Source organism: Dorea sp. 210702-DFI.3.17 (assembly GCF_020560825.1).
Lineage (GTDB): Bacteria > Bacillota > Clostridia > Lachnospirales > Lachnospiraceae > Dorea > Dorea formicigenerans.
Genome location: NZ_JAJCNB010000009.1, coordinates 1 through 25,477, shown reverse-complemented (window position 1 = coordinate 25,477; position 25,477 = coordinate 1). Strand labels below are relative to the sequence as shown.

Below are 25,477 nucleotides of genomic sequence, written 5' to 3'. Positions count from 1 at the left end.
TCGATTCTTCCCATTTCCTGTTTAATATGCGTTCCTGTTAATAAAGCCTTTAAAAAATGTCAGGAAAATAATTTTAAAATCAAATCCCATTGTCCAGTTTTCAATATAATAAAGATCAAATTCTATACGCTTCTGAATAGATGTATCTCCCCTGTAGCCATTCACCTGCGCCCAACCTGTAAGTCCAGGTCTTACCTGATGCTTAATCATATATCTTGGGATTTCCTCTTTGAATTTTTCAACAAATTGCGGTCTTTCCGGTCTTGGTCCGACAAGACTCATGTCTCCTATTAATATATTAAAAAGCTGTGGCAATTCATCAATACTTGTCTTACGAATAAATCTTCCAATTGGTGTCACACGTGGATCATTTTTCGTCGTCCAGCCTTTCTTTTCATCTTTTTCATCCTGAACAACCATAGAACGGAACTTATACATATAAAACGGACGATTATGCTTTCCAATTCTTTCCTGTTTAAAAATAAGTGGTCCCGGTGAAGTTACTTTAATAATGATTGAAGTAACAAGCATTACCGGCGAAAACAATATAATCGCAACCAATGCTCCAAAAATATCCACACAACGCTTTGCCACTGCGTTTAACATATTATTCAAAGGTACCCGTCGAATATTTATGACCGGCATTCCCATCAAATCTTCGGTGTACGGTTTTGTCGGAATAATATTATTATAATCCGGAACAAATTTCGTATGCACACCAGACTTTTCGCACATATTAACAATCCGTCCCAGTTTATGATACTCAGCCAGTCCAAGCGTAATTACAATCTCATCCAATTGGTTCTGCGGAAGAATTTCTGCCAGTTTATCTGTTCCGCCAAGAATCTTTATTCCTCGATATTCCTCTCCTTCAGGCTTATTATCTGCCAATATTCCTTTTACAATATATCCCCATTCTGGATGTGTTACCACGCGATCCAGATATCCTTCTGCTGCACGGCTATATCCGACCAACAAGATATGTTTCTGATTATATCCCTGCTTTCTATACTTTCTGAGAATCCATCGTAACACATTTCTAAACCCTATCTCAGCAACTACATTTACACAGAAAAATACAAACAACATCTTTCTGGAATAATCTGTCATTTTTGCGAGATAAAGTATTAGAATAAATACTAAGAGACCAATAATATTAGCCTGTACGATATGCCACGCTTCAATTCTTCTTCCCTGTCCACGCTTTGGAGTATACAATTGAAATGCATAATATAGAATCAAATAGATAGGTACTACAAACACCAGCACTTTCATATATTGGCTCAAAGAAAGATACCATGAAGACAGCGCGAATAATCCACTTTTAAAACGGATAAACCACGCTGCTCCATAAGAAAATATAATAATAAGTGCATCTATCAACACATGTAATCTATTAAATAACTTTTGATTATCTTTAATCACAATTTTCACCTGACTTTTCAAAATATAGCTCTTTATTCTACAAATTATACTATATCTTTAAATTGTCTACAACCCTAATCAGATGCATAATTCTTAACATTTCTTTAATATTTACGTAATATTTTTATATAATTTTCATTCAAATATTGAATAATTTGATTCATACGCTCTGCTTTTTGATTCTTCAATACCTTATAAACCATCCTTTTTAGTTTATAATATCTGTATTCAAAACGAATCTTCTTCTTATAATCCAGTCCATATTTTTTTCCATAATAAATACAAGAATCCATTTCGTGCCCAATCATATTCATAGACATCGGCGTACTCTTCTTTTCCAGATGAATCATTCGAATTCCCGGTTCATACACAATCTTACAATCTTTTTGCACCTTTCGAAGTCTTCGAATCAAATCCGGCTCCTCATAATACATAAAAATATTCTCATCAAATTTTCCCGCCTCACAAAAAGCATCTCGTCTTACAAACAAATCTGCCCCAGCAATATACATGTTCTTTTCATCATAACGGTCTTTCCGATTCCATAATTTTAATGACCATTTTTTTATTATAGAAGGCTTGTAATCAAAGTAAAATGAAAAGCCCGGTTTTAGATCTTCAAACAAAAGTTTCCCTCCCATGAGCATCAGATCTTTTTCCTTCTGGAATTTCTCCCAGACTTTTTTAAATATTGGTTCAATTAAAATAATATCCGGATTCAAAAATGCAAGGATTTCCCCGGTTGATATATCTACTCCCTGATTATTGCCGGCACCAAATCCTCGATTGTCCGATGGAATATATCGATATTTTTTATATTGTGATTTTGCTAAATCTCGTTCTATTCTTTCATCTTCTGGACTATTGTCTACCACAATCACTTCCAACTCATCTTCAATATCATTGTATTTTGCAATAGAATCCAGACATTTCACAAGAATGTCTCCACTTTTATAAGCTACGATAATGACCGAAATTTTCATTTCTAGACTCCCTTTTCATAAATCTGCAGCAGATTTTTAATGTATACATCATTTGAATAACTTTTTTCATCGAACGATTCAAATGTATTATATGACATCTTCGCTACGATTTCATCATTCGCCATCTTGGCAATTGCGCTGCACATTTCTTTTCCATCTGCTTTTACAATCAAACCATTTTTTTCTGTCACAATATTATCAACTGCCGCACTGCAGTCTGTCACGATACATGGAATACCATAAGCTTGAACTTCCGGTACCGTAAGTGGTGATCCCTCATACCATCTTGACGGAAATATCAGACATCTGCTTTTTTCAATCCATTGATCTATCTGTGCTTTTTCCAGCCAGCCTGTAAACGTAATGTCTGGATACTTTTTTTCCAAATCTTTTTTTAATCCGCCATCTCCGACTACAACTGCTTTTACTCCCGCATTTTCTACTGCCTCACAGAAAAGTGGTACTCCTTTTTCTTCAGATACTCGCCCAATGTACAGATATATCTCATTCTTTTCTGCCAATACTCGTTTTCTTTCTGAAAATGTACTTGGGTTTTTTAGCATAAACTGCCACTTAGGTTCACCAAAACGTCTCACCAATTGCTTTTTTTCAAATTCAGATATAAATATATACCGAATATTTTTGCAATTTCGCATAACCCGATTCTGTCTGAACTGCCTCATGCATCTCCAGACTTTATAATAATAATGCCTGGAATCACAATTGCAAACAACACAATTAAAAGACATTGGCTTCCTCTCACAGATTTCATTTTTTACATAATCGTAGCAGCCTCCATTGGGACATGTAAGAAAATAATCATGCACAGTCAAAAATACTGGGATATTTTTTTTATCCGCAATAGCAAAGATTGCACTGGATAACACTTTTGTCCATGTATGCACATGGATAATTGTTTCATTTTCTTTCAAAGTATTTAATAAATCTTCCAGCAATTTTCCAGCTTTCCGATTATAAATTCCTTTTTTCATAGCATCTAATTTGCTTGGATTTCCGAGCAGATCATACATTCCCAGCGAAATCACCTGTACAGAACTTTGAACTAACTCCTGGCATGGTTCACCACAACCTGCAAAAAAATAAACCTTCAAGTTACTTCGCTTCGACAGCTCAACTGCAGTCTGAACAGCCACTCTGGCTGCGCCTCCTTCTATATAGGCATAATCACAAGCTACTATCACATTTCGTATTGTCATTTTTTACTCCTACTCCAGAATATAAAGTGCTCCCTGTTTTGCATAATTAGAATTGTAATAAGAATCTCCCATTCTTAAAACTTCCTGCCATTCTTCATAAAATCTTTCACGTTCTTCATCATTGATCATACCAGTTTTCATCGAACCTTTTGATTCCCAGACTGTTGATGCCTGCATGACACATCTTTTTCCATGCATTCTCAGTTTTAAGCAATAATCTGCTGCCGCAAAACTTAAAGAAAAATGTTTATTAAATCTGCCTAATTCTTCAAATGTATTTTTGTGTGTCATGAAACAATTCAAAGATAAAATGCTATAATTGCTCATTACTTTTGCCCGAAACATATCTCCATAATCGCAATCTCCAATACCATAATTCGCTTTGCACAAATCCCCATTTGTTCTAAACACAACTCCTACATCTTCTACAGTATGTTTTCGCCCAATCACCTTTCCGCTCACGGCACCAACATTTTGTATCTGTAAAACTCCAGCCATTTGTTGCAATGCGTCTCTTTCTACACTCTCCAGATTTTCTGAAACAAAAAACAGATAAGATCCTCTCGCTTTTTCTGCAAGAGCATTAATTTCTTCAACGTTTATTCCTGCAGAAGCTAAAATTTCCAAATTCGAATAATCTTTTCTTTTGAACCACTCTGAACATCTTTTCTTTTTTTCATCATCTTCCCCATATATAATCACAGATATCAAAGGCTGCTTTATCATCTTGTATTCTGTGTGATATAGTCCCAGCCGCTCCATATGCTCTACATTAGCCTGAATACCAACTCTATCATAATGTGATTGAATTGCTTTCTTGCCCGCATCGTACGCATACATTTTACTTGTTGGATTTCCTGCTACTGAGCCTCCATGCATCCTCCAGTGATACAAAACTTTAGAAACGTGTCCTACTTTTTTTGCAAGTTCTACACACCGAAAGATAAAATCATAATCCTGAGATCCATCATATTCCTTTCTGAATCCTTCCAACCGATCTACAATTGATTTTTTAGCCACAAAAAAGTGAGTGATATAATTATTAGCACATAACAATTCCGGGCTGTAATCCGGTTTAAACACTGGCTTTTTATAATCGTGACTATCTTCTGAGATTTTGTCCTCATCTGTGTACAACACATCATAATCATAGTCATTAATTGCCTTTACAATCTCATATAAAGCGTCTGGCGTCAGCATGTCATCATGGTCAAATAACCCGATATACTCTCCTGTAGCGAGCGCTAGTGCCTGATTTGTGTTCTCTGCAATTCCCTGATTTTCTTCCAGATAAACTACTTTAATTCTTTTATCTTCCATGGAATAACGATTTAATTCTTCTCTGACGCGAATGACTTTTGTGTCATTTTCATCTCCGTTCAAACTTCCATCTGCAATACATAGTTCCCACTTTTCATAAGATTGTTTTCTTACCGAATCAATCATATCTTTTAAAAAAGGAATCGGAGTCTGGTATGTTGGCACAACAATACTAATAAGAGGCTGAACAGAAAATTCAACCTCTCTTTGACGCATCAGCTCTTCTTTTGTCGGACAATGCTCTTCATACCACTCTTTATAACTCTTTCCTGCCGGAAAAGCTTTTGCTTTCGCAAGCGTCCAAAATCTGCTGACACCATTTCTACGAATATATTCAAAACCTTTTTTTACATTCTCTTTATTCAATCTTTCGCTGATTTGCTTTACATTCATCTTTTTATTCTTACCTTCTGACATGTACATTCAATCGGAAATCTTTTTCATCCAGCCTGAAATTAGGATTATAATTAGGATCCCCTTTTTCTAATTCCTTTCCCCAACGCTCTTCAAAAAGTGCTACCTCCGAATCAAAACGTTTCACCTTTTCACGAGAATCTTCTAAACCTCTTGATTTAGATTCATAATGTGTCAGTCTTGCATATGGAGTATAAACAATCAGATATCCCGCCTTCCGGATTTTCATACATAAATCCACATCATTAAACGCAACCGCATACTCCGGCTCAAATTTACCAACTTCAAAGAAAACCGTTTTTTTCACCATCATACATGCCGCCGTTACTGCACTTAAATCCTGAATCATATGAACTCTTCCCATATGCCCTAACGTTTCTTCTGCTTCGGCTGCATAAGGATGTCCCGCAATTCCTCCGAGCCCAACAATCACACCTACATGTTGAATTGTTCCATCTTCATAAAATAAGCGGGCTCCGACAGCTCCTACCTCTGGTCTGCTGCAATGTATGAGCATTTCCTCAAGGCAATCCGGATTCTGGATCTCCGTATCATTATTCAGGAATAAAATATACTCTCCTTTTGCATACTGCACTCCATAGTTATTGATTTTCGGATAATTAAAACCTTTTTCTTTCCAATAAACTACTTTGGCTCTTGGACATTTTGCTTCCAATTCTTTATAGTAGGCAAATGTCTGTTCTTCTGTACTGTTATTTTCGACAATGATATATTCTCGATTGTCATAGGAACTCTTTTTTTCCAAAGAATCAATACATTTTTTTAAATCTTCCACATGATCTTTATTAGGAATTACAATGGAAATAAGCGGTGTTTCTTCCATCGTATATCTGACACGATAAATCCCTCTATACTCTGTCTTTTCTACATTCCCTTTTATATTCATTCTCTTCAGATGCATATCAATTGCTTTGCGTTCTTGTTCGTCACACACTTGAACATGCTCTACATTCCTGTGATACAACACTTTTGCAATATGATGGATTGAGTGTTTTTCTTCTATGCATCGAAATATAAAGTCATACTTCCAGTCAATTTGTCCATTCCAACTTTCCAAACACTCCTCAAACAATTCCTGGCAAAGTTTCTTTTTTACCAATAAAAAATTATGAATATAATTACAACTTCTAAGCATATCCAGATTTAAATCCGGCTTTATAGCTGGTTCTTCATATTCTGTCTCATTTTTTATTATATCATCATCAGAATAAATTGCTTCAATTGTTCTGTCTGCATTCAATGACTTCACACACTGAAAGAATGCATCCGCTGAAAGTTCATCTTCCGGCTGCGTAATCAACACATACTCTTCTTTCGCTTCTTTCAGAATTTCCACTACATCATTTAATTCTCTTATTTTGCAAAGCTTCCACCTTGAATAAGTCTGATTTTTCAAAGAGTCAGCCAGTCGATGAGATCCACTCTTATTCTCCAGCACAATTACCAAAATCTCCGGCATATATGGAAATGTTGTTTCTCGCTGTATTTTGAGCACCTGTTTTGTCGGCTTTGTTTTCTGATACCATGTCATATAATCTACACGAGACTGTCCTGTCAATTTATCCATAATACGGACTATCGTTGCATGTAATCCATATCGTTTATAATAAGTATTTATATTCTTCCAAAATTCTGACATATTCATTCTGCCTTCCATATGATTCTCAAAGCTCTACTTTCCAGCAAGCATCTTTCCAAGCTCAGCGCTGAATCTTTCAGCTTCATCTTCATACATATGTCCTTCATAATCTGAAAATCCATTCAACGATTTATCCAGACTTTCTGTATCTATATAATTGTAATTATAATATGGAATCCCCTGTTTTGCCATATATTCCGCAAAATATGCATTCGCCTCTTCAAAGTTGTCCTGATACTTCTCCATTGTTTCCTGTGGAATCGGTGTTGTAATTACCACAAGCTCTATATTATTTTCTTCGCATAATTTCTTAAGTTTTTCAAAATATTCTTTTACTTCCGGCAAAATTTCCTGTCTGTCCCAGAGTTTCAAATTATCCTCTGTCTTCACGGCATCTGTTCTGTGAATGCTGACATGCCCTTTTCCTCCATAGTTCTGAACATCACTATTCCAGAAAGAATCGTCAAAGTTTTTATATGCTTCCCCAAGCTTTGTCTTGATTCTTTCAAATGGGTTTTTCAATCCGGTTCTACAAAGATACCATGGAAAAATTGTCATTCTCCAGTCTTGTCCCCACAGCAGTTGATGATAATACTCTGCTTTTACCAATGATTTTGGAAACTCGTCATACATTTCTCTATATTCTGCACCCTTGCTTTTTTCTGCCACCCAATAACCTGGATCCAGTTCATAAACCACTCGTTTCGGATGACCGACACGTATTGCTTCTTTTACGATAAAATAACTATCTGAAAGATACTCGCCCCCAAGACACATATTGATACTGTTACCGCCAGTATACTGATCTACAACTTCCGGCGCAATTGCAGCTTTTCCATGAGAAGTTCCTACAAATATATCTGTGTACTCCTCGCCGTTTTCCAGATTATGCATATCAAACCGAAAAAAGCTATACGGTTTTGCTGCAAAGCAAAGCATTTCATTCACACAAATAATAATTATCATCAAAATTACCGGACTGACAAGTTTTTTAAAATTGTGCATAAATAAAACCTCCTGCTGTATCTGGCATTCTGCCAAGCAATGGCATTGCAAAAATCATTGCAAAATAAATTGCCCAACGAATTACCCATATCTTTGTAGAAAGAGACTGTCGAATCTTCGTTCCTCGTTCCTGTAAAAAACTGACTACAAAGCAAATTGCACAACATACTAACAGCACAGCAATAAATACAGGTGTATACTTTAAATTCATCTGTCCAAACTGTATATTTAATATCTGTGCAGGTTCAAAATATGTTACAGAATTTTTCATCATTGTAAGAGCCTGTGGAATTGTGTCCGCCCGATCAAAGTACCAGCTTATATTCACAAGTAGAAATGTCCGGATAATCTGAAATATATGCCAGCCTGTAGATTTATCGTCAATATGAAGCTTTTTCTTCCACTCTCTGTAATTTTTTGTCATCAGACCACTAAATGCAATAATCACTCCATTATAAATACCATATACTATAAACTTCCAGGCTGCTCCATGCCAGATTCCTACCACAAGGAACACGATCAGATTCGCTACACAGATTGGTAATGCTCTTCCATAAGTTTTTCCAAACTTCTTCTTTGCGAATTTACCGAATTTTCCCATCCAGCCAGATAATGATACCGGGTAGAATACATAATCTTTCATCCATGTTCCCAATGTAATATGCCAGCGATGCCAGAAATCTGTAATAGAAACCGCAAAATACGGGCGTTTAAAGTTTTCATCCATCTCTACGCCAAATAATTCTGCCACACCAATAACTACATCTACACCTCCTGAAAAGTCCGCATAGAGCTGTGCAGAATATGCCAGTACACCTAATATTGCAATTCCATTATAAGTCTGATACTGATTAAAAATTGCATCAACAAATACTGCTGCTGTATCTGCAATCAACATTTTCTTAAAAAATCCCCAAATTATCCGCTGAACACCACGTTCAATTCTCTGCCAGTCAAATTCATGTTCTGCGTACAAGGTCTTTGTCAATCGGTCAAATCTGCCAATCGGTCCCTGCAAAATCTGAGGGAAGAAAGAAACAAACAAAGCAAAGCGAAATACATTTTTTTCCGGTTCGCAACGGTTCCAATAAACATCTAAAATATACCCTGCTGACTGAAATGTGTAAAAAGACAATCCAATCGGAAGTAATAAATGAAATGGGCCAAAATCTGTATGAAATAACTGATCAATATTCTGTACAATAAAATTCGTATACTTCAATACTCCTAACAGACCAAACACAAATAGAAGGGCAAGTATTAACACGCCCTTCTTTTTTTGCTTCGCATCTTTTTTATGTGCTTCATCTGTCTGGTCTATTCGATGAATTACAAGCGCTGTTCCATATGTCACAAGTGTTGTATATAGAATAAACCCTAAATACTGTATTCCGGCAGATGCATAATAAATGTAGCTGAAAAGCAACAGCCACATCCATTGACAGCGTTTCGGAATGATATAATATCCAACTACTGCCACAATCACAAATACCAGAAATTCTATTGATGTTAATGACATAAATATTTCCTCTTACTTAAAAATGAAATGTATCTTTCAGTCCTACCCAAAGCTGATCTTTGTCGCTTAAGTTCAGTGCTGTTCCATCTTCCAGATGATATCCTTCTACGGAAGCATTGCCCTTATACTCCCCTACAAGCTGTGGCCATTCTACACCAATCTCAGGGTCGTTCCATGCGAGACCACCTTCATCTCCTGGATGATAGAAGTCTGTACACTTGTAGCAGAACTCTGCAATCTCACTTAAAACAAGGAATCCATGGGCAAATCCTTCCGGAATATAGAACTGTTTCTTGTTCTCTTCTGTCAGCTCTACACCGAACCATTTTCCGTATGTCTCACTGTCACTTCTAAGATCAACAGCTACGTCAAATACTGAACCTTTTACGACACGTACAAGTTTTCCCTGTGGAAACTCTTTCTGGAAATGTAATCCGCGAAGAACACCTTTTGTAGAACAAGACTGATTGTCCTGTACGAACTGCATCGTAAGTCCTGCCTCTTCCATATCCTTCTGATTGTATGTCTCCATAAAGTATCCTCTTGCATCACCATGAACCGTTGGCTCAATGACACAAAGTCCCTTTATTCCACCTGCATTTTTTTCTACTTTAATCTGTCCCATCTTACATATCTCCTTTTGTGTGATTATGATGCATACGGGCACACATATATTATGTGCACCCGTCCATTTCATTTTCACTCTTTTTATTCGTCTTACAATGTCTCTTATCTGAGTCTATACGCATCTCATGAAACTTTTAGAGTTCACCTATGTTCAACTCTTTCAGATAACGTCCAAGTGCATCCTGCCAGGTCGGGAGTGGTGTAAAGCCATTCTCCACCAGTTTTTTCTTATCCAGTCTGCTGTTAAATGGTCTTGCAGCTTTGGACACTCCGTACTCTGCAGTTGTAACCGGATCAACTGTAATTCTGTCTTCTCCGTACTCTGTATGTCCCTGTTCTACAGCCTGACGGAAGATTTCTTTTGTAAAATCATACCAGCTGATGTATCCGCCTTCGTTTGTCGCATGATAATAACCATACTTATCTGTCTCGATCATGTCTACAAGCAGTCTTGCCAGATCAAATGTGTAAGTCGGTGTACCGATCTGGTCATTCACTACACGAAGTTTATCATGATTTTTTCCAACTTTCAACATGGTCTTTATAAAGTTGTTACCATTCTTTCCAAATACCCACGCAATTCTCACGATGAAGTATTTGTCCAGTGTCTCAGAAACTGCCAGCTCTCCATCCAGTTTTGACTGTCCATAAACATTTAACGGCTGATAATCCTTACAGTCCGGCTGCCATGGTTCTTCTCCCTGACCATTGAATACATAGTCCGTACTGGTATAGACCATCTTACTGTCAAGCGTCTTACATACTTCCGCAATATTTTTCGTTCCTTCTGCGTTTACTGCATGAACCTTATCCTTTTTATCCTCATCTTCTGCAAGGTCAACTGCCGTCCACGCTGCACAATGTATCACTGCGTCCGCATTTACTTCTGTAAGTACTTTCTCTACAGATGCTTTATCTGTAATGTCCATCTGCACATATGGCATAGATACAACCGGTGTACCGTCCTGGATTCCATTATAGCTTTCCGCGATATCGGAACCGATTCCTTCGTAGCCACGCTTTGCCAGTTCATTCATCACATCATGTCCGAGCTGACCTGCTACTCCAGTTACCAGTACTTTCATTATTTCATTCCCTCCCGGTTTGCATACATTTTCTCATAGTAATTCTGATACTCTCCGGAAATGATCGTCTCCCACCACTCCTTGTTATCCAGATACCATTGGATTGTCTTTTTGATACCATCTGCAAATTTTGTCTCCGGCAGCCATCCAAGCTCATTGTGGATCTTTGTCGGGTCGATTGCATAACGCATATCGTGTCCTTTACGATCTGCCACATATGTGATCAGGCTTTCCGGTTTTCCAAGCTCTTTACAGATCATCTTAACGATGTCAATGTTCTTCATCTCGTTGTGTCCACCAACATTGTAAACTTCTCCGACACGTCCGTTATGGATGATCAGGTCGATGGCTCTGCAGTGATCTTCTACATATAACCAGTCACGCACATTTTCACCTTTTCCGTATACAGGAAGTGGCTTATCATTCAGTGCATTTGCAATCATAAGCGGAATCAGCTTCTCCGGGAAGTGGTATGGTCCGTAGTTGTTAGAGCATCTGCTGATTGTTACAGGCAGTCCGTATGTTCTGTGGTATGCAAGAACAAGAAGGTCTGCACCAGCTTTTGATGAGCTGTATGGGCTGCTTGTGTGGATTGGTGTCTCCTCTGTAAAGAACAGGTCTGGTCTGTCCAGTGGAAGATCTCCGTAAACCTCATCTGTAGATACCTGATGATAACGTTTGATACCATATTTTCTGCAAGCGTCCATAAGAACTGCTGTACCTTTGATATTGGTGTCCAGGAAAACTTCCGGGTTCTCGATAGAACGGTCTACATGACTCTCTGCTGCAAAGTTTACAACCATGTCCGGATGCTCTTCCTCAAATAATTTGTAAACAGCCTCACGGTCTGTGATGCTCTCTTTGACAAAACGGAAATTCGGGTTGTCCATCACTGGTGCAAGTGTAGATAAGTTACCTGCATATGTCAGGCAGTCCAGGCAAACGATACGATAATCCGGGTATTTGTCTAACATGTGAAAAATAAAGTTACTTCCGATAAATCCAGCTCCGCCGGTTACGATAATTGTCATAATTAAAAATCTCCTTTGAATTACTTAGTCAAAATTTATAAAAATTCTTCGTTTTTTATTCTTATATCTTAGTACAGATCCTCTCGGTATTTTCCGTCTAAGACATCTTTCAGATATTGACCATACTGGTTCTTTTTCAATACCTCGTAAACTTCCAGAACTTCTTCTTTTGAAATCCATCCGTTTAAGTATGCAATCTCTTCCAGACATGCAATCTTACGATGCTGATGTGTCTCAACTGTCTTTACAAAGTTTGTAGCATCTACAAGGCTCTCGTGTGTACCAGTATCCAGCCATGTGAATCCCTGTCCGAGAAGTTCTACATTCAGGTTGCCCTTCTCAAGATATACTCGGTTCAGGTCTGTGATCTCCAATTCTCCACGGGCACTTGGTTTCAGGCTCTTTGCATACTCTACAACTTTGTTGTCATAGAAGTAAAGTCCTGTTACACAGTAGTTGCTCTTTGGATGCTCCGGCTTCTCCTCGATGGAAATTGCTTTTCCTTCGTGGTCGAACTCAACAATACCGAAACGTTCCGGATCATCTACATAGTAACCAAATACCGTAGCACCTTTGCCTGTCTCAGCATTTTCTACTGCTGCCTTCAGACGCTTGTTCAGTCCGTGTCCTGCGAAAATGTTATCTCCAAGAACCATAGCAACTGTATCATCACCGATGAACTCCTCGCCAATGATAAATGCCTGGGCAAGTCCGTCCGGACTTGGCTGAACTGCATAAGAAAGATGCACACCAAACTGATGTCCGTCCCCTAACAGTTCTTTGAATCTCGGTGTATCCTGCGGTGTAGAGATAATCAAGATATCACGGATACCTGCATTCATCAGCACAGACATCGGATAATAAATCATCGGTTTATCATAAATAGGTAATAACTGTTTTGATGTTACCATAGTCAGAGGATAAAGACGTGTTCCAGATCCTCCTGCCAAAATAATTCCTTTCATATAGGAACCTCCTTGTAATAAATACAATACATAGTTTCACCATATCTTCTAAAGTTATGGCATGTTCATGATTGCATTATAAAAGGTGACCCTAGGTCACCTTCAAGTACTTTTTACAAAAAATGTAACTTTTTTGTAATATTTAAGAAAATCTTCAGAAACTCCATGCTATAAACACCCCTGCGTCTTTTGTAATCCGGAAGCCTTTTTCCGTCTTTTTCCGCACATAAGTCTGGAATTCTTTATACCGATCCAGTATATACTGGCTTTGATTTCCATGACAGGACAATATATACGATATCAACGGCTCCGGATCTGGAATTACGAGTTCATCTTCGTATGTCTTCCAATGAACATCCGAAAAATATTGCTCCAGTATCTCAGTCCCATTCTCTCTTCCAAATCTTTCATACAGTTTTTCTGCCGAAAGAACAATTCTGTCATCAAAGCTCTGTACCAATTCACTGACTTCTTTCATATGCTCGCTACCATAAGTGCTGCACACAAATCTTCCGCCAGGCTTTAGTACACGCTTCACTTCCCGGCACACCTGTGGTATATCCTCACAGTAAAACAATACATGTCCGGCAACTACCAGATCAAAGCTCTGATCCTCATACGGAATTCTGTGGCAGTCAAAATGCCGAAACCGGAACCTATGGTCTCCAATCCCTACATTACGTCTCGCATCCCGAAGCATACCTTCCGATGTATCTGACAATGTAATCTCTATATTCTCTGGAAGTTTATCTTTATTTTCCTTCCAGAGCGTTCCATCACCACAGCCGATTTCCAGTACCTTCATGCCATCTCTCACACAAAGCTTCTCATAAATCCACGGAAACCATCCCTGTTTATTCACGGAATAAAGGCTGTGCAGATTAATTCTGGCCGATATATTGGACGCATCCTGATACTGGTTCTTCATGCTCTTCTCCATACCTGTCAAATGGATCAGATTCAGCATCTGGCTCCAGTCAATGGTATGTTCTTTCTGAATCAACTCAGATGTATCCTGTATTGCTTTTTCTACAAGCTGCATCTGCTCAATCTTATCTCTCACAAGTTTCAATTGAATATTCAATGAATTCAACATAAAATGATAATCCGCATCATCAATGGTCATCTCTCTGATATCATCCAGCGTAAATCCCAGGTACTTTAAAAGAAGAATCTGCTGCAGTCTGGCAAAATCTTCATCTGTATAGAATCTGGCTCCCGCTTCCGTCACATACGATGGTTTCAAAATATTCTGTTTGTCATAATACCTGATTGTCCGAAGCGTCACATGCGCCATCCGCGCAAACTCTCCGGACGAATAATAACCTGGCTTTTTCATTCTACCTTTGTTACACCTTTATTCTTCATATCTGCCAACTAAACAACTCTTCCGATAAAATGCGACTCCATACTTTATCACTTTTTGATACCCCTGAACATACATACCATCCGCATAACGCATCTCTTCTATCTGGTTCAGCGCTCTTTCTTCTGCCTTTTGCATACTCTCCGCACAGATTCCCCACCTGCATCTTTAAAGCTAAGAAAAATCACAGGTCATTGATTCATCCACAATTCACACAGTTTCTGATCTTCAGCAATCTTCAAACCTTCAAACAAATCTTTACTATCTCTGCGAATATCAAAGAAAGAAGCCAGCATACTCATCACAAGCGTCTTTCCAAATCTGCGAGGTCTTGTAAAAAGTTTAATCTCCGCAGGCTCTGTCTTCACCAAAGCCTGAATCAGTTCCGTCTTATCCACATAGTAATAATCATTTTTCCTAATCTTCTCAAATTCAGAAATACCAATCGGGATATTATATCGAATCACTTTTCCACCTCCATGCCAAATCTATTTTTATTATAAAGCAACTCCCGGCTTTCCACAACGGAAAACCGGGAATTCATATTTTTACCATGTTTTTATATATTCTTATTCAAAACGATTCATATATCCAGGATATTCTGCATGTCCTGTCTCTAAAGTATTTCCTTCCACCGTAATCTTGACTTTCTCACAACCATACGCATCTAAAAATGTATTTACAACACTTCCGATTGTATAATACTCTCCTGTTGTTCCCATACTACAAACATATGCGCCAAATGCTTCATTGAAATCTATCTCCAGACTTTCCACACCATCTACGGTCTGTTTATCACACTTTAACACTTGAACGTCTGAAGACAGCACCGATTTCCGAACTAATATGTTCACAATATTCTCTGGTGTCAGTTCATCAATCTTTACACTCTCAGATACAAATGCAGTTGCATCATCATTGCTAGTATAAATAGTAATTTCTGTTGATTCATCTTCCCGTACTGTTTGATTTTCTTTTTTGTCAGAATCATCTTCCACCTGATCAGCCTCACTCTGTTCATCTTGTTTTTCATTCTTCTGGTTATCATTATCTGATTTCTGTTGCTCATTTTTCTGGTTATCAGACTGCGATGCATCTGTACTTGAAGAATTGCTACAAGCTGAAACTGACAATAAAACTCCTGTTAATAAAACAATAAGCATTTTCCTTTTCATTACGTTATCTTTCCTTTCTAACCACGGATTCCGCCCATGGTGTATATACCAATAATAAATCATTCCCACGAATTTTGGTACATATTTCTACATCTCTTTGCAAACTTTTAGATTTTGATATTCCATTTTTTATTTTTTCCCACAAACTTTTCTTGAACATAATGTCATCAAATGTTATTGCCTGCATATTTTGTTGCATAGATTGTCGGTTCATATACCCCACACATAATCGAGGTAGTTTTTTAAATACTTCTTCAATAGTTCCGTCTTTTTTTATAAATAAACCTGCATTTTTGATTGTTCCATTAGAAAAATACATTTTCCCACCAACTGCTCCCACATTTTTTCTCATAGTATTGGAAACAAATGTTTCAATATAATTATCTGACACTTTTATTATATAGGAAGACAAAACTAATATATATTCATTTTTCGTTTTTTCAATCCCGTAATTTAACATCTCCGTATTATTACATTCCTTTTTCCATGGTAGAGTATTGATTGAGATTCCATCAAATTCGATATCCCCTTTGTAGTTTCCATCTACAACACAGAACTCTACCCTATCTCTTCCATAATCATCAGCAATTTTTATCAATGTATCTTTAGGAATCATATTTTTTGTCTCTTTGACTATCACAACAGACACTCTTGGCTTTTCTTTAATTGCATATTTTACCCGATAGAATCCTGGGTATTCTGTCATCTCTACTTCTGCACTTTCTCCACAACGTTTCAAATGATCCTCAATAACTTTCTTGCCAGCATCGAATGCATACCTTTTACTTTCAGGATTTTCTGCTGTAGATTGCTCGTGCATTCTCCAATGATATAATACTTTAGGAATTCTAACAATATTATCCGCTCGCTCTGTACATCGAAATATCATATCATAATCTTGAGCCCCGTTATATTCACCTCTAAATCCGCCAATCTCCTTCATTAAAGATGCCTTGGCTATAAAAAAATGACAAATATAGTTATTAGATCTTAGCATATCTAAATTATACTCCGGTTTAAAATTCGGTTGAAAATATTTTTCTCCAGACATGGTTATTTTATCTTCATTTGTATAAATAACATCTGCATTTTTGTCATTGATAGTTTTTGCCACTTCAAACAATGCGTCCGCAGCAAGCATATCATCATGATCCAAAAGCCCAATATAATCTCCTTTTGCAATACTTAAAGCTTTATTGGTATTTTGTGCTATTCCCAGATTTTCAGGCACATTTACAACTTGAATTCTTATATCCATTTCTATATATTGGTTTAAAATTCGGGCAACGTCTTCATTCTCCGGATTTGCATTCGCAATACACAATTGCCATTTTTGATAAGTTTGATTTCGAACTGAATCAAGCATTTCCCACAAATAAGGGATTGGTGTATTATATACTGGAACTAAAATGCTAAATAGAGGCATATATGGGAATTCTTTATTTCGCTGTTTCGCCAGTTCTCCCTCACTAACTTTGTTCTTTTCATACCACATAGCATAATTTTTATCCTTTATCTGACCTTGTCCTGTTAAAGTAGCAATTCCACCACGTATTCCATATCTTTTATAAAACTGAATTCCCTTTTTTATAATTCCTTTTTTCACTTTTTCACCTATGCAAAACAAGGGCAGAAGTACTTCTGCCCTCTTCCTTATTCAAATAATTTATAAAGCCATCTCATAAATAATATTATATATGCTGCAAAGCATAATGTCACAATAAATGTTTCTAAATCGAATCGATGTGTTAATGACCTAATAACACCAACGCCTTCTATTGTTTGACTAGCATAAATAAGTGTTTCATTCTCATTAGAACCTGGTGTGTAAAATACTCGAATACTTCCTGTCGGACATTCCTGCACTGACATCTCCAGCATATACTTTTTATCTTTAGTTGCATCAATTCTATCAAATTTAATTTTAAAAAATTTACCATTTCGCACTTTCTTTAAATCTGTTTTTCCTTGTGCAACTACTTCTTTTGAATCCTTTTCTATTATTTTATACGCCATTATCACCTGGCTCTTGTCCAAAACTCCATCTGCCGCAACTTTCAACGAAATACCATCCATATGATTCTCTTTACATACAAATGATTGTTCTAACTTTTTCCCTTGTTCTAAGGTAATTGATTGGAATGCACTTGTATCACAAGATGTATCATAAATAGATACTGCTTTATCAATAATTGCATATACACCTGCCAGACAAAGAATAATCAAACCAATCACAATAACTTTTATTTTTGATTTCATCTTTTTAACTCCTATCCTATGAAGCACTGTATATCTCAGCAATGTTCTTTGATTCACCAAACATCTTCACTACACCTTTATCCAGCCACACTACTTTATTGCACAGTTCTTCTACCTGCTGAATGCTATGTGAAACAAATAATAATGTTGTGCCCGCATCCAACATACGTTTTATACGATTTTGACATTTTTCCTGAAATCTAAAATCACCTACTGATAAAACTTCATCTACGATTAAAATATCTGGCGTACCAATTGTTGCAATTGAGAATCCTAGTCTTGAAACCATTCCTGAAGAAAAATTCTTAACAGGTACATTCATAAAATCATGAAGCTCTGAAAATTCAACGATATCATCGTAATACTGCTCCATCATTTGTCTTGAATATCCAAGCAATGCTCCATTCAAAAAAACATTCTCTTCTGCAGTAAGATTCATGTCAAATCCTGCACCCAATTCAATTAGCGGCGCAACAGTTCCATTCACAGATACGCTTCCTTTTGTTGGTTTTAGCACTCCGGCTATAACTTTTAACATTGTACTTTTCCCACTACCATTCAAGCCAATTAATCCTAATGCATCTCCACGATTAATACTAAAGCTTACATCTTTCAAAGCCCAGAATTCTCCATACGATAATTGTCGCTTTATCGTTTTAATAACATATTCTTTAAAATTATCTACTCTTTCTGATGCAAGACTAAAACGCATTGATACATGATCAACACGAATCACTTCTTGATTCTCCATACTTTCTCTCCTTATATATACAATATAAAGTCATCTTGATTTTTGTAAAACACATATAGTCCAAATACCAGCATAATCGAACATTCAACAATGGCAATTATCATTGATGCAATACTTGGTAATGAATTATATATCATAACATTTCTAAACATTTGCAATATGTTCGTTATAGGATTCAATTTTACAATCGGTGTTAACCATGCCGGTAAAATCGACATTGGATAAATAACTGGCGTTAAATACATAAGTGCTGTCACAAACACAGAATATAAATGCATAATATCTCTGAATTTCACAGTAATCGCTGATAGTATTAATCCTACTCCCAATGAAAATAACACAATAAATATCAGTGGAATAGGTACTAAAAGTACTGTATAGTGCAATTCTACTCTCATTGCAAGCATCACTAAAATCAAAGCCGTAAATGATGCCAACAGGTTAATTGTACTTGAAAATACTCGAGATAATACAAACAAATATTTCGGTACATATATCTTTTTCAACAATGGTCCATTGTCCATAATTGCTGACATAGATGCCGTTGTGGCTTCTGAATAAAAATTAAATATCAATTGTCCGCTTAATAAATAAACCGGGAAATATTCCACATCAAATTTAAACAAATTAGAAAACACTACTGACAAAATAATCATCATAAACAGTGGATTTAACAATGTCCATAATACTCCTAACACTGATTTTCTGTATTTTGTTTTTATATCACGTGCAATAAGTTCTCCCAGCAATGGACGAAACTTCTTAAAATTCTGTATATATATTGACACTTTCTTTCCTCCACTTTTTCTTAATATGGTCAAACAATCTTTTTTAGTATATCATTATTCCTCTCATTTAACAAGTTCTCAATTTAATTAACACGATACATACTTAAAATATTATTTTCAATATTCTCCCATTTTCGCTCTTGCGCCGTTTTTTGACCGTTTTCGTATAATACTTCTTGTAATACTCGATTCTCCTGCAGCTCTTGTAATAACAGTTTTGCTTTTTCTATATTCCCAGCATCATATAATAAACAATTTTCTCTATCTTTTAAATATTCAACATTTCCACCATTCGGCACAGCAATAACATATCCACCTGTAGCCATCATTTCAAGCGGAGGATAAGAAAAGCTTTCTAATAAGCTCGTTTTTAAAAGCACATCACATTGGGTATATATCTCTGGAACTTTTTCATATGGAATCTTGTGCAGAAATCGTTCTACTTTATACCATGATTTAGGCTCTGCATTATAAGACATATACCATACTTCATATTGATTTCGGTCTAATTCATTTGTTATTTCAAAAGCCTCGTCCACATTTTTATAATCTACCGCACAATCCCCTTCAATAAGTATCCTGATTTTTCCGGTCATCTCTCTTTTATGACATGCAAATCGTTCCGTCTCCAGACCATTCGGAGCATAGCTTGATTCATGTCCATACTGCTCTTTTAACCACTGCTGACACCATTTTGAAATAGTTAAAAAATTCATATCTTTCCCTGGCATATAGGATTGATTTGCTCTTATTCTTAACGGATCTCCTTCGGTATAAAATCCTGTTTCCCAATTTTGCACAAGATACATCTTGATTTCTGCTCCAATACATTGCTCTACAATATCTACCGTTGTCCACATCGTAGCTATCATATATCTTATTCTCCCACGTATCTCTGTATCTTCCAAATTAATTACTGGAATTTTATATTCTTCAAATTCGCACCACTTCTGTTCTCCACTTAATAAAAATAATCCAACATCTTTTCCAGCTTTTTTTAACATAGTGGCATGTTTCAGTGCTACTTTTATTCCACCACTGATTTCCAGCCCCGGCAATACAAATATATAGTTATCATTCAATTCATTCCCCATGATTCTTGTCAAATAGCTGCCACTACGAACAGTTGAAGAATGTGTAATACAATATTGATATGCTTGTTCTCCCAATTTTTTTCGATATAACGAATCTGTAATCAAACGCTCTAACTCTACTTTCCATTCGTCATTATCTTTACATAAAACTCCTGTCTCGCCATTCTTGATACAATCATGAAATGCTCCAATATCACTAGCTATTGTCACAACCTTTACCAGTGCAGCTTCCGTCCATTTATTTTCCGACTTTGCTTTATTAAAAATTGTATCTTCCAATGGTGCAAGATTAATATCCATCTCTGCTAATATCTCAGGAAGTTTTTTCCAGTCACCAAATGGATATTTTTTTATTCTTTCTTTCCATGGATTTAACTCTACCGGCAAATCCAGTTCTCCTGCCAAGTATAACTCAACATTTTCATACTTTTTCAAGACTTCTATAAGAACCGGTTTTATCATTTCAAAATCTGCATTATGAGTAATACTTCCACTAAAATAACCTATTTTTACTTTTGTATTATCTTTTTTAATCTTAACAATTGCTTCTTTTGATAATTGAATCATTTTTTCAGAAGCGACATTACGATTAATATATACCTTCGGAATATATTTTCTCAACTCTTCTGCCAGACAATCTGTCGATGTAATTGCAAAATCACACTTTCTAAGCAACTTCTGCATATTCATAACATTATTATCATATGCCTTTTTATCTTCTTCTGGCATTGCCATCACATATTTTATCTGATCTGTATATTGAGTATCTATTACCAGATCATCTATATCATAAATGATTGTTTTATTTAACTGTTTTGCCAAATCGACAAATGTGCCTATTGTCTCTGTCATTGGGCATCTAAAAAATACAAATGCCCGATAATATCTGATTTGATCAATATCTAATTGTGTAAAATATACCTCGTCTGTGGAATAATTGTATGCTTCCAATTGTTCTCTCTGATGCTTTACGCGATAACGCCATGGATGTGGCAAATCTTCTCCGCAGCCACTTATAAATAATATGTCCTTGTATTTTTTTTCGATTTTCCGTCTTAATCTTTTTTGATTTTCAAGATAACTCTTTGTTTTTTTTGCACAGCCTTGTATTCCTTCTTCTTTCACTGCCTTTATTGCTTTTTTTACCAATTGTGTTGTTCCCATTTTTCCACCTATATCTTACCAAGTTTTTTCAATAATGGATGATAATAATTATCTTCTCGTTCAATTCTGTCTTTCCATCGCTCAAAAAGTAAATCATCATTGTTCCAAAAATCTTTGATACTTTTATCTCCAGTATACTTCATAACTGCAAAACAATTCCATACATTCCAGTAATGTTTCTCTAGACATTTCAAACATATATCTATATCAGCACAGTCACCTAAATCAGTTTGAAATCCTCCTGCTCCATCTAATTTTTCTTTTGCTATCATCATACACACACTTGTCAATAGCGTGGTATTCCGTACATGTCGCATGTTTGCCTCGTATCCTTGTTCTCTCCACTCTAAACCTTCATTCATAATATGAATTCCTTCTTCTTTGTCAAGAATTCCCCCTCCAAACACAACCTGTTCCTCACTATTTTTTATGCTCACACCTACTACACCTACATCCTGACGGCTTGCATACATTAATAACTCTTCTATCCATTCTTTCCTTTCAGGAATACACTCACAATTCATGTACACTTCGTATTGTCCAGTCATACTTTTTCTTGCATTTTCAAACCATTCATACCGGTTCTTATAATCATTTTTTCTCAAAGTTATAATTTGTATCTGCTCTTCATCATAATCAAAACTCATCTCTGCTGTTGTAATAATTTCCAAAGGCCTATAACTTGTTTTTTTCAAAAGTTCTTTGATATATACTTGATAATCTATTTTTTCTTCTGTCCACAAACACAAACTGACTACTGGTGTTTGCGGAACTTCATATTCTATTCTATATATGGTTTCATATGGCAAATTACATTTTACAGTTCCTTTTTCTCCGCTTCTTTTTAATTGATCCGATATGGCTTTGATAGCTGCATCTACTGCATATTGTTTTACTGAGAGATTCTGAGCAACAGATCCTGCATGGACTCTCCAATAATACAATATCTTAGGAATATGGACGATTTTCTCTGCTTTTTCAGTCAATCGCAACACCATATCATAATCTTGACTTCCTTCATATTCTCGTCGATAAAATTCAGTCATATTATCTAGCAACTGTTTCTTAAAAACAACAAAATGACAAATGTAATTATGAGACCTTAATTCATCCTTTCCAAATCCAGACTTACACACAATATCAATTGAATCTTCTATTTTTTTTTCAAACTTCATTTCATCTGTGTATATAAAGTCTGCACTATTCTGTATCTCTTTCATGCATTCATATAATGCTGATTCATGCAAGATATCATCATGATCTAAAAGTCCCAAATATGTTCCTGTTGCCATCTGTATTGCTTTATTTGTATTGCCTACAATACCTTCATTTTCTTCTAATTTTTTATATATAATCCGATTATCTGCCTCCATATATTTCATACATATCTCTCTCACATATTCATGATCCAAGTCGCTTCCATCTGCCAGGCACAACTCCCAATTTGAATACGTTTGCTTTTCCACAGAATCTATCAACTGTATTAAAAAATCTTTAGGTGTATTATAAAGAGGTGTAATAATACTAATCTTCTCTTCACATTCAAACTTAAACTCTTTCTGTTGCTTTCTTTCCTCTTCGTTTATTAAATGATAGTCACGTATAATCTTTAGTTCTTTTTTTAATGTTGCTTCCTTATTCACATAATTTTGTATTGCATTTATCAAACCTTCACGTTTTATCTTACCAAATATTTTTTTTGATTTATTCTGCACTGTTTTTCTTCCCCTTTAACGTATATTAGCAGTATCTTCTGATACTGCTAATATACCTCAACTACACTTTACATTTCAATCTTTTTTGCTCTAATTATATTTTCATTTTTACAAATAACTCTACATATTCTAATATCAGTTTTTTTCAAATATTTAGGAAGTAAAAACCAAAATCCAGTAGCACCATATTTTTTGTCTTGGTATGCAGCAGCTACATCTTCTCGTCGCTCTTTGTTAGTCGAAAATGTTATATGTTGATCATCTGTCATGATAAATTCTAAATAAATATCCGTAAACTTACTATCTACATCTTTTAAAAATCCCCATCCTTTAATCATGTCATTATCACAGTGCTCCTCAATATTTACCACCACATCTTCGTTTTCTATAACATTAATAAAATTATCACATTGTGACGCTACTAATAATTTAGGCGATTCTCTTACCCACTCAATATCTTTTTTTATAATTCTAGCAGGGGTTCCTCCTATCATAACATTTGCCGGAAAATCTGCTGTAACTATTGCCCCCGCAGCAACAATACACCCTTCATTTAAATGAACGTTCTTCATAATCATACTTTTTGCTCCAAGCCAGCAATGATTTTTTATCACGATCTCTTTCGCACGATTCGTTACTTTATAAGATTTTTTGTCGATGATTCCATGCATATCTGTTCCCCAAACTTCAACTTCATCTGATATCATACAATCTTCTCCAATCTCCAATCGACTACCATCTTCTGCAAAACGAATAATAGCTTGACCAATTGTAGTTCCTTTTCCAATCTCAACATAAATGTTAGAACCCCCTATAAAAATATCAAGTTCTTTTGTTATCGCTACATCTTCCCCTATTCTTACACAATTATTATCACCTCGAATAGTAAGATTTAACGTGTGTGTTAATTTTTTTGATTTAATACACACATTATTATCATTACCTTCTATATCAATTATAATATGTTTTGTTATTTTATCCATCACCACAATATTTTTATTATTGTCTCTCAACTCATCCATTGTATATTCTCCACTTATACTATTATTTAATTAACTCAAACTTCCCACACCAATAAGGTGTGCTGAACCTTGATAACTCTATATTTCAGCCAATAAAAAAGGCATAAGTCCGGTCCATTTGGTATAATGGAGTTGACTAGAAACCAATAACCAAGGGGGATTTATGCCATGTCCATTGTATCACAGAACAACACAAATGAGGTAGCCTTAGTTGATTGCATTCAGAGATTTTTTTCAAAACACCAGGTCGGTAAGCTTCTGAAGAAGTGCAACGGAACGAAAGAAAAAGGTGTTCCAGCCATTACACTGCTTCGCTACAAGCTTGGAAATATCTTTGTTGGCAAAAGTATGTATATGCAGAAGAAAATCGGATCGTTTAAAGAGGAGTTTTCCAAGAATACTTTCTACCGTTTCCTGAATTCCACTAAAACAAACTGGCTTCGCTTTACTACTTTGCTTGCTGCCGATATCATCAACAACGACTTAAAGGATCTGACTTCTGAAGACCGCAAAGATGTATTCATTATCGATGACAGTCTTTTTAATCGTAGCAGCTGTAAGAAAACCGAGCTTGGCTCCAGGGTATTTGATCATGTCGATATGACTTACAAGAAAGGCTATCGAATGCTTACCCTCAGCTGGAGTGATGGAAATACTCTGATTCCGGTTAACAGCTGTCTGGTTGCTTCTTCGAAAGAATCCAATGTAATTGGCCCGGTTAAATCCTTTGACAAGCGAACTATCGCAGGTCAGAGACGAAAACTGGCTCAGACAAAGGCTCCCGAAGTGATGCTGACACTAATTGATACAGCCCTGAAAGCAGGAATCTCTGCCTCCTATGTGCTTTTTGACTGTTGGTTTGCGAATCCGGCACAGATTCAGGCAATCAAAG

The 25,477-nt window shown here is 36.1% G+C and carries 23 protein-coding genes; 1 reads left to right on the top strand and 22 read right to left on the bottom strand.

The window, feature by feature from the left end; all coding sequences use genetic code 11:
• Positions 1-21 precede the first annotated feature (21 nt).
• From LI149_RS06810 to LI149_RS06705, 22 genes are all read right to left on the bottom strand, one after another.
• A complete protein-coding gene (locus tag LI149_RS06810) occupies positions 22-1,425 on the bottom strand; it encodes an undecaprenyl-phosphate glucose phosphotransferase (RefSeq protein ID WP_105309810.1) in 1,404 nt (467 codons plus the stop codon).
• Between the two features lie 104 nt (positions 1,426-1,529).
• Positions 1,530-2,408, bottom strand: a complete 879-nt coding sequence (locus tag LI149_RS06805) for a glycosyltransferase family 2 protein (protein WP_227143122.1) — start codon at positions 2,406-2,408, stop codon at positions 1,530-1,532.
• Positions 2,409-2,410: 2 nt separating this feature from the next.
• A complete protein-coding gene (locus tag LI149_RS06800; RefSeq protein WP_227143121.1) occupies positions 2,411-3,625 on the bottom strand; it encodes a glycosyltransferase family 4 protein in 1,215 nt (404 codons plus the stop codon).
• Positions 3,626-3,634: 9 nt separating this feature from the next.
• Positions 3,635-5,362: a glycosyltransferase gene (locus LI149_RS06795; RefSeq protein WP_227143120.1), complete on the bottom strand. Its 1,728-nt coding sequence runs from the start codon at positions 5,360-5,362 to the stop codon at positions 3,635-3,637.
• A complete protein-coding gene (locus LI149_RS06790) occupies positions 5,349-6,947 on the bottom strand; it encodes a glycosyltransferase (RefSeq protein ID WP_227143119.1) in 1,599 nt (532 codons plus the stop codon). Before LI149_RS06790 ends, LI149_RS06795 begins: the two co-directional genes overlap by 14 nt.
• 105 nt (positions 6,948-7,052) lie before the next feature.
• Positions 7,053-8,024, bottom strand: a complete 972-nt coding sequence (locus LI149_RS06785; protein ID WP_005331708.1) for a hypothetical protein — start codon at positions 8,022-8,024, stop codon at positions 7,053-7,055.
• Positions 8,011-9,543 (bottom strand): MBOAT family protein, encoded by a 1,533-nt coding sequence (locus LI149_RS06780; protein WP_227143118.1) that lies wholly within the window; start codon positions 9,541-9,543, stop codon positions 8,011-8,013. The genes LI149_RS06785 and LI149_RS06780 overlap by 14 nt, the downstream gene beginning before the upstream one ends.
• Positions 9,544-9,559: 16 nt before the next feature.
• Positions 9,560-10,168 (bottom strand): dTDP-4-dehydrorhamnose 3,5-epimerase, encoded by a 609-nt coding sequence (gene rfbC, locus LI149_RS06775; RefSeq protein ID WP_227143117.1) that lies wholly within the window; start codon positions 10,166-10,168, stop codon positions 9,560-9,562.
• 136 nt (positions 10,169-10,304) lie between these two features.
• Complete coding sequence (gene rfbD, locus LI149_RS06770) at positions 10,305-11,255, bottom strand: dTDP-4-dehydrorhamnose reductase (protein WP_173785585.1); 951 nt, start codon at positions 11,253-11,255, stop codon at positions 10,305-10,307.
• Positions 11,255-12,286: a dTDP-glucose 4,6-dehydratase gene (gene rfbB / locus LI149_RS06765; protein ID WP_005331716.1), complete on the bottom strand. Its 1,032-nt coding sequence runs from the start codon at positions 12,284-12,286 to the stop codon at positions 11,255-11,257. The genes rfbD and rfbB overlap by 1 nt, the downstream gene beginning before the upstream one ends.
• A gap of 68 nt (positions 12,287-12,354) precedes the next feature.
• On the bottom strand, positions 12,355-13,251 hold the full coding sequence (gene rfbA, locus LI149_RS06760; RefSeq protein WP_005331718.1) for a glucose-1-phosphate thymidylyltransferase RfbA: 897 nt from the start codon (positions 13,249-13,251) through the stop codon (positions 12,355-12,357).
• Positions 13,252-13,405: 154 nt separating this feature from the next.
• Positions 13,406-14,590, bottom strand: a complete 1,185-nt coding sequence (locus tag LI149_RS06755) for a methyltransferase domain-containing protein (protein ID WP_227143116.1) — start codon at positions 14,588-14,590, stop codon at positions 13,406-13,408.
• A gap of 18 nt (positions 14,591-14,608) precedes the next feature.
• Entirely contained in the window at positions 14,609-14,755 is a 147-nt protein-coding gene (locus LI149_RS06750) for a hypothetical protein (RefSeq protein ID WP_168933127.1), read from the bottom strand.
• A 53-nt stretch (positions 14,756-14,808) separates the two neighbouring features.
• Entirely contained in the window at positions 14,809-15,084 is a 276-nt protein-coding gene (locus LI149_RS06745; RefSeq protein ID WP_168933126.1) for an AAA family ATPase, read from the bottom strand.
• A gap of 102 nt (positions 15,085-15,186) precedes the next feature.
• Positions 15,187-15,792, bottom strand: a complete 606-nt coding sequence (locus LI149_RS06740; RefSeq protein ID WP_173785587.1) for a GerMN domain-containing protein — start codon at positions 15,790-15,792, stop codon at positions 15,187-15,189.
• A gap of 4 nt (positions 15,793-15,796) precedes the next feature.
• Positions 15,797-17,398 carry a glycosyltransferase gene (locus tag LI149_RS06735; protein ID WP_227143115.1) on the bottom strand — a complete coding sequence of 534 codons (1,602 nt, stop codon included), beginning with the start codon at positions 17,396-17,398 and terminating at the stop codon, positions 15,797-15,799.
• A 47-nt stretch (positions 17,399-17,445) separates the two neighbouring features.
• Complete coding sequence (locus LI149_RS06730) at positions 17,446-18,051, bottom strand: hypothetical protein (protein WP_227143114.1); 606 nt, start codon at positions 18,049-18,051, stop codon at positions 17,446-17,448.
• Between the two features lie 16 nt (positions 18,052-18,067).
• On the bottom strand, positions 18,068-18,802 hold the full coding sequence (locus LI149_RS06725) for an ABC transporter ATP-binding protein (RefSeq protein ID WP_005331726.1): 735 nt from the start codon (positions 18,800-18,802) through the stop codon (positions 18,068-18,070).
• An 11-nt stretch (positions 18,803-18,813) separates the two neighbouring features.
• Positions 18,814-19,590, bottom strand: a complete 777-nt coding sequence (locus LI149_RS06720) for an ABC transporter permease (RefSeq protein ID WP_105309143.1) — start codon at positions 19,588-19,590, stop codon at positions 18,814-18,816.
• A gap of 83 nt (positions 19,591-19,673) precedes the next feature.
• Positions 19,674-21,848, bottom strand: a complete 2,175-nt coding sequence (locus tag LI149_RS06715) for a glycosyltransferase (RefSeq protein ID WP_227143113.1) — start codon at positions 21,846-21,848, stop codon at positions 19,674-19,676.
• 8 nt (positions 21,849-21,856) lie between these two features.
• Entirely contained in the window at positions 21,857-23,563 is a 1,707-nt protein-coding gene (locus LI149_RS06710) for a glycosyltransferase (RefSeq protein WP_227143112.1), read from the bottom strand.
• Between the two features lie 68 nt (positions 23,564-23,631).
• On the bottom strand, positions 23,632-24,585 hold the full coding sequence (locus LI149_RS06705; RefSeq protein WP_117613685.1) for an acyltransferase: 954 nt from the start codon (positions 24,583-24,585) through the stop codon (positions 23,632-23,634).
• 168 nt (positions 24,586-24,753) lie between these two features.
• Here LI149_RS06705 and LI149_RS06700 point away from each other — a divergent pair.
• Positions 24,754-25,477, top strand: a 724-nt coding sequence (locus LI149_RS06700) for a transposase (protein WP_227143111.1), incomplete at its 3' end; no start/stop codon positions are given.